The sequence below is a fragment of the Halobacteriovorax sp. RT-1-1 genome, from assembly GCF_047085455.1.
Lineage (GTDB): Bacteria > Bdellovibrionota > Bacteriovoracia > Bacteriovoracales > Bacteriovoracaceae > Halobacteriovorax_A.
In genome coordinates this window covers 121,692-134,113 of record NZ_JBKIXZ010000002.1, presented here as the reverse complement: position 1 = coordinate 134,113, position 12,422 = coordinate 121,692, and the positions used below count along the sequence as shown (strand labels likewise).

13 protein-coding genes are annotated in these 12,422 nt (G+C 35.4%); 2 read left to right on the top strand and 11 right to left on the bottom strand.

From position 1 onward, the window contains the following. Positions 1-64: 64 nt before the first annotated feature. The 7 genes from ACMAWV_RS10920 to ACMAWV_RS10890 form a co-directional block, all read right to left on the bottom strand. The gene (locus ACMAWV_RS10920) at positions 65-466 is read right to left on the bottom strand and encodes a hypothetical protein (RefSeq protein WP_412470380.1); all 402 of its coding nucleotides are present in this window, start codon (positions 464-466) and stop codon (positions 65-67) included. A 119-nt stretch (positions 467-585) separates the two neighbouring features. Further along, the gene (locus tag ACMAWV_RS10915; RefSeq protein ID WP_103217692.1) at positions 586-2,691 is read right to left on the bottom strand and encodes a hypothetical protein; all 2,106 of its coding nucleotides are present in this window, start codon (positions 2,689-2,691) and stop codon (positions 586-588) included. Between the two features lie 149 nt (positions 2,692-2,840). Then, positions 2,841-3,689: a restriction endonuclease gene (locus ACMAWV_RS10910; protein ID WP_412470381.1), complete on the bottom strand. Its 849-nt coding sequence runs from the start codon at positions 3,687-3,689 to the stop codon at positions 2,841-2,843. Then, positions 3,689-4,249 (bottom strand): AAA family ATPase, encoded by a 561-nt coding sequence (locus ACMAWV_RS10905; protein ID WP_103217690.1) that lies wholly within the window; start codon positions 4,247-4,249, stop codon positions 3,689-3,691. Before ACMAWV_RS10905 ends, ACMAWV_RS10910 begins: the two co-directional genes overlap by 1 nt. Beyond that, positions 4,249-5,589, bottom strand: a complete 1,341-nt coding sequence (locus ACMAWV_RS10900) for an MBL fold metallo-hydrolase (RefSeq protein WP_392993507.1) — start codon at positions 5,587-5,589, stop codon at positions 4,249-4,251. Before ACMAWV_RS10900 ends, ACMAWV_RS10905 begins: the two co-directional genes overlap by 1 nt. A gap of 86 nt (positions 5,590-5,675) precedes the next feature. After that, entirely contained in the window at positions 5,676-6,497 is an 822-nt protein-coding gene (gene fghA / locus ACMAWV_RS10895) for an S-formylglutathione hydrolase (protein ID WP_412470382.1), read from the bottom strand. Positions 6,498-6,500: 3 nt separating this feature from the next. Next, positions 6,501-7,622 (bottom strand): S-(hydroxymethyl)glutathione dehydrogenase/class III alcohol dehydrogenase, encoded by a 1,122-nt coding sequence (locus ACMAWV_RS10890; protein ID WP_103217687.1) that lies wholly within the window; start codon positions 7,620-7,622, stop codon positions 6,501-6,503. A 98-nt stretch (positions 7,623-7,720) separates the two neighbouring features. On the opposite strand from ACMAWV_RS10890, the gene ACMAWV_RS10885 reads away from it, so the two are divergent. Next, positions 7,721-8,599 (top strand): LysR family transcriptional regulator, encoded by an 879-nt coding sequence (locus ACMAWV_RS10885; protein ID WP_412463443.1) that lies wholly within the window; start codon positions 7,721-7,723, stop codon positions 8,597-8,599. On the opposite strand, the gene ACMAWV_RS10880 is transcribed toward ACMAWV_RS10885, so the two are convergent. The 3 genes from ACMAWV_RS10880 to ACMAWV_RS10870 all read right to left on the bottom strand — a co-directional run bounded on the left by ACMAWV_RS10880 (position 8,596) and on the right by ACMAWV_RS10870 (position 10,187). Beyond that, positions 8,596-9,081 (bottom strand): hemerythrin domain-containing protein, encoded by a 486-nt coding sequence (locus ACMAWV_RS10880; protein WP_103217685.1) that lies wholly within the window; start codon positions 9,079-9,081, stop codon positions 8,596-8,598. The two genes, ACMAWV_RS10885 and ACMAWV_RS10880, sit on opposite strands and share 4 nt — an antisense overlap. 114 nt (positions 9,082-9,195) lie before the next feature. Beyond that, complete coding sequence (locus ACMAWV_RS10875; RefSeq protein WP_412470383.1) at positions 9,196-9,714, bottom strand: hemerythrin domain-containing protein; 519 nt, start codon at positions 9,712-9,714, stop codon at positions 9,196-9,198. Between the two features lie 137 nt (positions 9,715-9,851). After that, positions 9,852-10,187: a DOPA 4,5-dioxygenase family protein gene (locus ACMAWV_RS10870; protein ID WP_103217683.1), complete on the bottom strand. Its 336-nt coding sequence runs from the start codon at positions 10,185-10,187 to the stop codon at positions 9,852-9,854. Between the two features lie 85 nt (positions 10,188-10,272). On the opposite strand from ACMAWV_RS10870, the gene ACMAWV_RS10865 reads away from it, so the two are divergent. Then, positions 10,273-11,685 carry an anion permease gene (locus ACMAWV_RS10865; protein WP_103217682.1) on the top strand — a complete coding sequence of 471 codons (1,413 nt, stop codon included), beginning with the start codon at positions 10,273-10,275 and terminating at the stop codon, positions 11,683-11,685. On the opposite strand, the gene ACMAWV_RS10860 is transcribed toward ACMAWV_RS10865, so the two are convergent. Then, positions 11,677-12,420, bottom strand: a complete 744-nt coding sequence (locus tag ACMAWV_RS10860; RefSeq protein ID WP_103217681.1) for a succinate dehydrogenase/fumarate reductase iron-sulfur subunit — start codon at positions 12,418-12,420, stop codon at positions 11,677-11,679. The genes ACMAWV_RS10865 and ACMAWV_RS10860 overlap by 9 nt on opposite strands. Between the last annotated feature and the right edge of the window lie 2 nt (positions 12,421-12,422).

Sequence of the window (12,422 nt, the reverse complement as noted above, 5' to 3'; positions counted from 1 at the left end):
TGCTACAAAACATCCTGTTTATAAGCCGAAGTTGGCCAAGTCTCGCCAACTTAAAAACAGGCTTCTAGTCTAAATCATCAAATGAAATAGTCCACTTGTATGGATTAAACCCACAAGATGAACCAGTAATTGTCGCTTTTGAAACTTGCGTAAATGAGTTGATCATTACCGAAGGAACTTCGACACGATCAAAAAGATACACTAAGCTAGTCGCTTCACTATCTTCTAAAAGGTAAGTCATATGACCTGCATTTAGGCTCCATACGGCCGGATTGTATCCTTTAATACTATCGATAATATTAAATTCAACTTTAGTACAAGGTCCACTTACTTGAAGCTCAACTTTATATTGATTAGCAAGTTTAACTGCAACTTGAGTTTCTTCATTAGTTAGATTCTTTGTTACAGTCTTTGCCATAACATTTAGTGATACTAGTGAAATTAGAGCTATGATCATTGTTTTCATCAATTATCTCCTGATTTAAGTTTTAAAAATACTTGTGACTTATAGCATGCGTGAACACTTAAACAAGAGAACATAAATAAAATACACATTAAAAAAGCCAGCTTTAAGCTGGCTTTTAATTATCTAGAAATTGTTGAAAGATTTGAGCACTTGTTAACTTTATAGAATTTTTGAAGTCCAACCGTTTTATCTCGATTATTGATGATTTCCATCATAATCTGTCCAAGACGATCGCCTCGTAAACCTTTTTGACCAAATTTATTATCAAGGTAATCTTGTGCTTCTTCTAGCGAAAGCTTTTTTCCATAAAATTCAATATTACGAACAACACCTTCGGCTTCTGCAAGAGAATACTTCTGACCTTCAACTTCAACATCTTCACGTCCAAGCTCTCTTTGCATTGCGATCTTCTTTAGATAATTTCTTGCTGTGATAATACGACGAGCAAGGATCGCTGAATCATTATGAGATTTAATTCTCTTTCTATCAGCATTGTCTGCATCACCAAAGATATCATTATTAGTTGCGATGAAATCATAACCTAGCTCTGAAAGTTTTTGAGCATATACCCAAATCTCTCTTGTCGTTTGTACATCAACACATGCGTTAAGTTGAGCATCTTCGCCAAGTTTTGCTGAATTACCAGACTTAGTGATCTCATAATTCTTTTCAAGATCTTTATACTTTTGATTAAAGTTTTTATTTTGCTCTTCAGAAAGGCTTCTCATTTTATCTAAGAACTCGCGTCCATACTTTCCATAAACATGGTTACGAACGATATCAAGAGACTTAATAATTTCTCTTAAATCACCATCTTTTGAATCTACAGAAGAATACTCTTTCTTTGCAATAATGGCAGCTAGGCGATTATCAACTTCAGAAATAGCACCATAAGCATCGGCAATCGCCTTCTCTCTCTTTTTTAGATCATCACTTTTAAGAAGCTCTTTATATTCTTTTACAGAGATACTCTCTTCACCTAGTGAGATTAAATATGTGTCATCAAAGTTGTCACGGGCCTTCTTTCTCTTAGCTTGAATATTATTTAGAACTCTATTGAATGAGCTGGCCATATCTGCAAGGAATAGCTGATTAAAATCCTTAACACTCATCTCCATAAGCTCCATTGCATTATCAAGTTTGCTTAGTTTTTGTTTGAAAAGCATATTTAAGAAACGATCCGCTCCTTGTGATTCTGCAATATATTCATTTAAGTACTCTTCTAGCAACGGTTTTGAGTAAGCTAATTCTCCTAGGATCTCAGCTTGTTGGTATGTTGCAGATTTACCAGGCTTATCAGAAAGAGGTGTTTTCATTTTCTCATAAAGACCGACTATTAGTTTTTCAACATCAGCATCAACTTTTGCAACTTCAGCTTCTTTAATTTTCTCAAACTCAGCTTCGACACTTTCTTTTGCCTTCGTAAGAGATTCTAACTCTTTCTTTACCTGTGCAACTAATGCTTTAGATATCTCTTTATCAGTATAATGTCTGTCCGTATCGATATCGAAAACCTCAAGGGCCTTTACTTGGTTTCTTACGTCGTAGTATGCACAGTTAAGCTTTACAAAAGTATTGATATCTTCTTCATTTTCAAATTGAAAACGGTCATTAAAAATATTGTTAATAAATCGTAAAATTGAAGCAACAGCTAATCCACCATAGGCAACTGTTACACCAGATGGTGAGTATAAACCAAATTGCGAAAATGTTTGGATAACATCTGCCGAGCGCTGAAGAAATGGAGTTCTATCAAGACTTGAACACTTATTATTTGAAAAGAGCGTGTTTACTCCATTCATAACCTGCATTAAAGGAATACCATTAATATCTACTTCATCTGCAGAAGGAATAACATCAACTGTTTCTTTTCCCTGCTCTTCTTTTAACTTATTTAATTCCTCTTCAAGTTCATTTGAACTGTTAAGGACTTGTTCGATTAATGATTCATTACCATCAAAGCAGTCATCTTTGAAAACTGTTACAATGGCCTTTAAACTACTTAATGCTTCTTCATAAGAGCGCGTATTATTTAATGGACAAAATTCAGGACGTGTAAGCGGAAGCTTATTGCGAGTAACAACCTCTTTAATATTGCCACCAAGCTTTGAATCAAGCTTGCTATACTTTAGGGTTTTAACATAATTCTCAAAATCACCAGCTGTGGCAGTTACCGAAGTGGCCAATAAAAGAGACGACAGAACTGTAGACATTACTCTTTTCATAATTATCTTCCTCCAAAATTACGCATAGCAAGATTATGCCATTTTTATGAACGATAATTAGAAAATATGGGTTTTGCTGTAATAATTACTTAAGGTAACACACTGAAATCACGTCCAAACGCATCCGTTAACTAACATAAATAAGGTAGTTAGCTCTTGCTCATCAAGACTTTTATTTCATTTAAAACTTTTCGAACTTCACTATCGCTAAGATCAAGTGCTTTTAAGCAAGCTCTATTTACATGCTTGATAACCACAATACCTTTATCAAGAAGCTTCTTTTTCTCTCTCGCTCTTAGAGTCGATAAAACTGTAATTGGATAGATTCGATAGCGTTGAATCAAATCACAGAATGTATTCTTTTTTGGATAATTCATCGAAAATAACATTAAGTCGACACCCTTGGCGTACTTGATTGCATCTTCTGAAAACTGTGTATTTGAAATTAAAGCATATTGAAAATTTAAGTGTGGATTAGCTTCTTTAATATCGAGATAACGAGCATAAACATAAAGAGGTATTTTCACATCATTTTTATAATACTTTCGATTATGAAACTTACACTCACAGTATATATCTCCATCGGCCCTTGAAGCAACGACATCAACTTCATGCTTAACAAATTTTCCTTTCTTAACTACTGAAACTTGAGTTTTATACCCCTTGGCTCTTAACATTTCAGCACAAAGAATTTCAAATGGATATCCAGTTGGGCCTAATTTATAGATGGCCCTCTTAATATTATAATTTGCAGCATCGAGTTTAGATCTTCTCTTCAGGGCACGGTAGGTCTTTTGATGAATTGCAGTTGAAGTTGAAAATGGATCAAGTTCTTCAGCAATTTCTTTAACAATCTCTTGGCTTGCTTTTTCAGAAATCCCAGCAGCTTCTAAACTTCTCTTAAATTTTTTCTTATCAAATTCTTCAAAAGTCTTATTAACTTTTTGAATAATATATTTAAGCTTTTTTGTTTTCTTACTCTTCTTGCTGCTTTTCATTATTTAACTACTGTTTTTAAGATTTCTACACCACTGATAATTTTATCCATAAATGATTTCTTACTATCAACAAAGTAAAAATTAGGATGAACTGACCATATCTCTTTTAACTTACGATCTAATTCAATTGCCTGTCTGTTTGTCTCACTTCGGTAGATATTATTACTCGTAATATCACCTCCGGAGTTGGCACCAGTTTCAAAAAATATGACTGCATCATAGCGATTCAACTCATGGTCATAAGTGGAATTAATTTTATCAAAAAAAGAACCACACTCATCCGGCCAATACGCCATTCCATCTAATGTTCCACGGTCACACAGAAGTATTTTTCCAGGGTTCTGTTTTTCATAAATCGACTCTAAGTTCACTTGATAATCATAAATCATTTTTTGAATATCTTTTACAACTTCAGGTCTCTTATCTCTAGCAACACCACTTTGAAAAACAGAAGTAGCAGCTTCAGGAACAATCACGATATCTTCCACAAGTTCTCTTTTGAAAAGATCAAGTGCAGTAGTTTTTCCACCACCTGGTCCACCAGTAACAACAATTTTCATTATTCCCCCAAAATATAATCAATGCCATCTTCAACATTGATCGCCTCTACACCCAAGCTCTCTTTTATCGTCTTTACAAAGTTAATGACGACTGGCTCTTCTCCGTGATTAACGAAAACCTTTTTTAAGTTTGAACCTGATTTTTTAATATAATCAATCAATTCATCACGATCAGCATGGGCCGACATTGACTCTAATTTTTCGACATGGGCCCTGACATTCATCGTATGCCCAAGAAGATAGATTTCTTTTTCATTATCAACTAACTTTCGACCGATCGTCCCCTCACCTTGAAAGCCAGTTATTAGAACTGTATTATTCTCATGTTTTGCATACATATCCATATACTTAAGAATCTTCCCACCACTTATCATTCCTGAGGAACTTATTAGAATAAATGGCTTCTTAGCGCGAGCTAGTTTCTTTGTATCACTACTATATTCAACAAATCGTACTTTTTTCATTGCAGAGATAAATCGCTCAGAATCAACTTTTAACTTTTCGGCCATTTGCATATATAGCCTTGTTACACGAACTCCCATTGGAGTATCCAGATAAATTGGAATATCTATATCCGGATACTTCTCGAAAAGTTCAAATAGTGAGTAGATAATAACTTGAGTTCGTGCAACCGCAAAAGCAGGAATAAGAAGTACACCTTGAGTAGATATTATTCTCTTAATATGTTTTTTAAGTACTAATTGAGTATCTTCTTTCTTATGAAGGCGATCTCCATAAGTTGATTCAATCACAAGATAGTCTGATTCTGTTTCTTTATGAGGTGCCATGTGAATAAGATCATCCTTACGGCCAACGTCTCCTGAAAAACAGATTTTGGACTCTCCATTATCAAAGATAATACTAGAAGCACCTAAAATATGACCTGCTTCTTCAAAAATATAACGAAAGTCGTCTCCGTACCATTGACCTTGTTCTACAACTTTAAAATATGTCATTGTTTCATCTACATCATCAAGGCCATAGAGAACTTCTTTAATTTTCCTTTCTTTAAAATCGTACTCTTGAATATTTGCAGAATCTCTTAAGATTATTTCGACAATCTTCTTTGTTACTTCAGTACAATATATTTTACCCTTAAAGCCATTCTTAACTAATACAGGTAAGTAGCCAGAGTGGTCATAGTGAGCGTGAGTAAGAAAGATTGCATCAATTTTTGAAATATCAAAATCTGGAAGTTTTTGATTTAAATCACTTAAATCTTTTCCTCCCTGAAACATTCCACTATCGATGAGAATATTCTTACCATTTATATGTAGAAAAGTTTTTGATCCAGTTACCGTTGATGTAGCGCCATAAAATGTGAGTTTCATTTTTTCCATGGCATTAATTATATCGACAATTCCATCAAATTCATAACTAAAGTAAATAAAAAAGGGCCCGTGAGGCCCTTGTCTTTAATTATAAATTAAGAAATTAAGTGTTTGAGATGATCCTCGATAAATGAGGCGATGAAATAGTAGCTATGATCATATCCTTGGCGATAATTTACCGTTAGCTCTTGATTAAACTCTGCACAAATATCTTCAAAATTCTTTGTCTTTAATTGTTCTTCAAAGAATTCATCAGCAAGTCCTTGCTCAATCAATATTTTCTTTGCATGAGTCCTGCCACTCTTGATCAGCTCACAAGCATCGTACTGCTTCCATAAATTCTCATCATTGCCTAAATACCCAGTAAAGGCTTTTTGCCCCCAAGGTACTTGCGTTGGATTTACGATTGGAGAGAACGCAGAGATAGCATGAAATAATTCTGGATTTTTTAAGCCGATAACAAGTGCTCCGTGCCCACCCATTGAGTGACCAGTAATCGAAAGCTTTGCATTTCCAAAGGCATCCTTTAGTAATGGAACAAACTCATTAACGATATAATCATACATCTTATAATGGTCTTTATAACCATCTGTAGTCGCATTTAAGTAAAATCCAGCACCTGAACCAAAATCATAACTATCATGCTCACCAGGAAGCTCAAGTCCTCTTGGAGAAGTATCAGGACAAACGATCATTGTATTTGTCTTAGCAAGGTGAAATTGAGCACCTGCTTTTGTTATGAAATTCTCTTCCGTACATGTAAGGCCAGACAACCAAATGATTATATTTTCAATTTTATCAGTATCAGGCTTGAAGTATGAAAACTTCATATCTGTCTTTGTAACTTTTGAAGAGTGGAGACAGAATGCTGTCTCCCCTTCAAATGATTTATGACTTTTTAATTTTTCAAAGCTCATGAATTAACCTTCAGCATTAAAATCAATAACAGTTCTAATTGCCTTACCTTCGTGCATTAGATCGAAAGCTTCATTGATTTTTTCTAATGGTAATTTGAAAGTTACAAGATCATCAAGATTAATTTCGCCCGACATATAACGATCAACATAACCTGGAAGTTCTGTTCTCCCCTTTACACCACCAAAAGCACTACCACGCCAAACACGTCCAGTTACTAGTTGGAATGGACGAGTACTGATTTCTTGACCTGCACCTGCGACACCAATAATAATTGATTCCCCCCAACCTTTGTGACAACACTCTAGAGCTGCTCTCATTAAATTAACGTTACCAACACACTCAAACGAGTAATCAACACCACCGTCAGTAAGTTCAACAATAACGTCTTGAATTGGCTTGTCATAATTTTTAGGGTTAACAAAGTCAGTTGCACCAAACTTCATTGCCATTTCTTTCTTATCATCATTAATATCAATAGCAATAATTCTTCCAGCTTTTGCCATCTTTGCACCTTGTAGTACCGATAGACCAATTCCACCAAGTCCGAATACTGCAATTGTTGCACCTTCTTCAACTTTAGCAGTATTGAAAACTGCACCGATTCCAGTTGTTACACCACAACCAAGAAGGCAGATTTTATCTAGAGGAGCTTCTTTACTAACTTTTGCAAGAGATACTTCAGCAACAACTGTGTATTCAGCAAAAGTAGAAGTTCCCATATAGTGATGAATCATTTTTCCATCTTTAGAAAAACGGCTTGTTCCATCTGGCATAAGACCTCTACCTTGTGTCTCACGAACAGAAGAACAAAGATTTGTTTTTCCTGATTTACACATTTTACAAACACCACACTCAGCAGTGTATAGAGGAATAACGTGATCACCAACTTCAACACTAGTTACACCTTCACCTACTTCAACAACAACTCCACCACCTTCGTGACCAAGAATTACAGGAAATAGACCTTCTGGATCTGCTCCCGAAAGAGTGAATGCATCAGTATGACAAACACCTGTAGCATGCATTTTTACAAGAACCTCTCCCTTTTTTGGTCCTTCTAAATCAACTTCTTCAATTTTAAGTGGCTCATTTGGGCCCCAAGCAACAGCAGCTTTTACTTTCATATATACCTCCAGAAAAATATTCTTTTATCTTGATGCATCATTATATATTGAAACCAAATTGTTGACAATTGTGACATCATTCGACACATTGTTTATATATGGAAACAATTAAGGATTTAAGTCACATTTATAGTTTTATAAAAGTTGCACAATTTCGATCATTTACGAAAGCAGCAGATGCCCTTAATGTCTCTCGTTCACATTTAAGTAAAGCAGTGAAGGAGCTAGAAGACAAACTTGGGCAACCACTACTAAAAAGAAATACGCGCTTCATTGACTTCACAGACTTCGGTAAAAACTACTTTGAAATATGTGCAATTCATATCCAAGAAATAGAAAGATTTACTAAGCAATCTAAAGAGAGCTATGAATCCACTAAAGATAAAATAAGAATCTCTTTGGCCGGAGCATATGGAGAAGATATCATTGCTCCAATGATTTCAAATATCATGATGAAACATCCGGGAATCGAAGCAGAACTTGAGTTCTCTACTGAGCTAATTGATATAACTTCTCATGAGTTTGATCTTGCTATTCGTGTAACAGCTAAAAAGCCAAAGAAAGGTTTTGCTATTCAAATTGCTGATCGTAAAGAATTTGTCTGCGCATCACCAAATTATCTAAATAAGTTTGGACATCCCAAAAAACCAAAAGACCTTAGCTCTCACAATTGTCTCATTGGAAATAATGATACCTGGCAATTCTATAATGAAGATCAAAAAGAAAGTATTAAAGTAAGAGGAAATTTTAAGAGCTCCAATGGACGAGCACAAATGAACGCAGCTCTTCAAGGTCTTGGTATTTGTAAACTACCTGGTGTTTATGTTTTAGATCATATTAGAAATAAGACGTTATTGCCTTTGCTTAGTGAGTACACGGATCAGTCGATTCCGATTTGGGCCGTTATGCCATCAAAGAAATCAATTTCACCGACAGTGAAATTGATCCTTCAAGAATTTGGTGTTGTACTTTTTTAAACTGCAGCTCCATTTCTATTTTCATATTGCGAAACAAATGAATACATAACTTCATTTTCATAGTTCATATGTCGGCATAGATTATCAACGGCCTGTCTTACTTTTAGATAAAGATTCTCCCATTCTGGGCAACTCTCTTCTTGTAGTTCATAATTTTGCACCATTTGAATTAGACCTCTAAGTTCTTCTTCTTGTTCCAAATGCTCATTAGTCATTTCTTTAATATACTCATATGCATCGCTACAATTTTCCCTAAGTATTAAAGGAAAAATATATCGCTCTTCATTTTGCATATCCGCTTCAAGTGTAATCCAAAATCTCAAAAGAAATTCAGAGATACCGCTTGGGGCCCCATGCTTACCTTTTGATGATTCTCCTACAGCCTGAGATAAAATAATTAGACTTTTAAACTCTGTACGAATTTGTTGATGAAAAGAAACAAGCTTGGCCACCTGATCTTTAAAATTTGAAACTTTACTCACTTATTTTACCCCTGCAGTAATATCTATACTTCAAATAAGTATAGCAACCTACGCATGGCGCAATATGATCTACGTCAGCTTTGTTGTTTTATGACCTAAATCAACTTCTACTATTTAGCTAATTTTAAGCTTTAAATCTGATGGAGAAACTATATCAACACTATGCCCATCATAAATTTGGTAAGAATTTATCATCAGTGCAAATATCTCACCTTCGTAATTTAAATGCTCCTCAAGTGTTGTAACAACTTCGGTAGTACGATTAACAAGCTCTTTCCAAAGCTCACATGAATTCTCATTAACTTTGTATTGTAAAACATAATCCACCAGAACTTTCAGTTCACTCTTTAATTTAGAGTGAGTTCTCAATGCTTCATTCGCCTTTTCATAAGCTCGTCTATCAATGTCTTTTATTAATGAAGGAAAGATATATTTTTCCTCTTTTTGAGTAAGGGCCTCGAGAGTTACCCAGAATTTAATCAGAAAGTTGGTGATATCCTTTGGCACATCGATATGGTTTTTACAAACTCTATCGACTTCTTGAGACAGGACAATTAATTCCTTAAAGGCCCTACTCACTTTTTGATGTTCTTCCACGAGGCCATCGACCTCTCCCAACAGTACATCGGTCATTCTCTCCCCCTTGCGATGGTTTAAATGCTAAACAATTATATCCTAATTAGGGGAAATACTTGTGTGTGTTCTATTAATCTTTGACACTAACGATAAAATTAATCGAAATTTCGATAAATTGAATTTCAAAAACAATTTTATTTTATTGGTTTAAACATAGATAGTTTCAGATCTAAGATCTCACCCATCCATAGTGTATTTTGAGTATGATCTAGATAATCATCTCCAGTATTTGCATGAGTAAAAACGGTAAGCCCACTTCTATTTTCAAGTAACCAAGGAATCATGTCATTTAACTTTTCTGGAGAAAATAAGAACTGACAACTCCAGCGAGGGTGAGGCCCTACTTCTTTTTGATGTGCTCTTCCTACTTCAACATAACTTAATTTCTTAACCTGCTCGATAACCTCTAGGGCCTTCTCGTAAGTTGATTCATCGTAATATAAGTGTGCATGATATGATGTAATTTCCATGTACGCATCTTCTTAAATTTTTTCTTAAATTGCAACTTCTCCTTCAACAATATTAAAATCAATTTATTTAAAAGGGATAAATAATATGAAATCTGAAGTTCGATTAATCAGACTTATCTGTGTTCTTGCGTTAGGAGTATTTATTTGGCATCAACAAATCCCAGATGGATTAGAGCCTAAAGCGTGGTATCTCTTTGCTATCTTTTTAAGCACCATCTTAGGTATTATTATTAAGGCAATGCCAATGGGCTCAATGTGTATGGTAGGACTTGCTATAAGTCTTTTTACTCAAACATTGAAAATTAAAGCTGAAGCCTTATCTGGATTTTCTAATAGTACAATATGGCTAATTGTTATCGCCTTCTTCATTGCAAATGGGTTCGTAAAAACAGGACTTGGCGCACGTATCGCTTATTACTTTGTCTTCTTACTTGGAAGAAGAACACTTGGACTTGCTTATGGACTTGCAATAAGTGATCTCATTCTCGCTCCAGCAACTCCCTCAAACACCGCACGCGGTGGAGGTATTATTTTTCCTATTATGAAGTCTTTAAGCCTCAGCTATGACTCAAAACCTAACGATCCAACAAATAGAAAGATTGGTCACTTTCTTACCTTGAGCTGCTTTCAAGTATGTATGGTTACTTCAGCAATGTTTATTACTTCAATGGCGGCCAATCCATTAATACAACAATTTGCTGCAGATAATGGCGTTAAAATCACATGGGGAGGATGGGCGTTGGCTGCTATTTTACCCGGCATAATATCTTTAATCGCTGTCCCTTATGTCATCTATAAAGTTTACCCTCCTTCAATTAAAGAAACACCTGGTGCACAAGAAATTGCCAAAATGAAACTTGAAGAAATGGGTAAGATGAAAGTACAAGAGTGGACAATGATTGCAACTTTCATCTTTCTTATCGTCTTTTGGATTTTTGGAAGTACCTTAAATATAAACGCTACAACAACTGCTTTTGGAGGACTATCTATTCTTCTTATTACAGGTGTTTTAACGTGGGATGATATTAAGTCAGAAAAAGGAGCATGGGACACACTTATATGGTTTGGCGTTCTAGTTATGATGGCAGATTTTTTAAATAAGTTTGGCTTTGTCCCATGGTTTAGTAAGTATGTTGCAAACGAAGTCTCAACTCTTGCATGGACAATTGCATTTCCAATTCTAGCAGGCATCTATTTTTACTCTCATTACTTCTTTGCATCTGCTACAGCACATGTAACAGCAATGGCAGCAGTATTCATAGGAGTGGGCGTACAGGTTGGAGTCCCACCATATCTCATGGCCATCACTCTTGGCTTTTTTTCAAACCTCTTTGGTTCATTAACTCACTATGGCTCAGGGCCGGCCCCAGTATTCTTTGGTTCAGGTTATGTTGATTTATCAGACTGGTGGAAAATGGGATTTCTCATATCAATTGTAAACATTCTGATATGGTTGATTATAGGAGGAGCATGGTGGAAGTTTCTGGGATTATTTTAAAAGCTTTGCTTTTAATAAACTGAAATTCATTCTGGCAATATTAGAAATAGAAATCCCTTCAGGACATTCTATCTCACATGCCCCAGTAAATGAGCAATGACCAAAATCCTCTAACTCCATCTGTTTTGTCATGGACAAAGTTCTTCTTCCTTCTTCAACTTTTCCTTGCGGTAAAAGATTTAAGTGGGTCAATTTTGCAGACGTAAATAAAGCTGCCGAAGCATTTTTACAAGTTGCAATACATGCACCACACCCGATACATGCAGCAGAATCCATTGATAAATCAGCAACCTCTTTTCCAATAAGTATTGAGTTAGCCTCAGGAGCTGTTCCTGTCTTAGCTGTTATATACCCTCCACTCTCAACAATTCGATCTAGAGCACTTCTGTCAACAACAAGATCTTTAATTATTGGGAATGATTTCGCACGCCAAGGCTCGACAGTTATTACTTGATTATCACTAAAGCTTCTCATATGAAGCTGACATGTTGTTGTATTAGCATGTGGCCCATGAGCTCTTCCATTGATAAAAACACCACATTGGCCACATATGCCTTCTCGACAATCATAATCATAAGCAATGACCTTCTCGCCTTTTAAAACGAGACTTTCATTAAGCATATCAAGTGCTTCGAGAAAGGACATATCTCTACTAATATTTTCAAGTTCGTATTCGACAAATTGACCATCAACTTTTGAATTATCTTGTCGCCAAATCTTAAAAGTTACTCTCATTG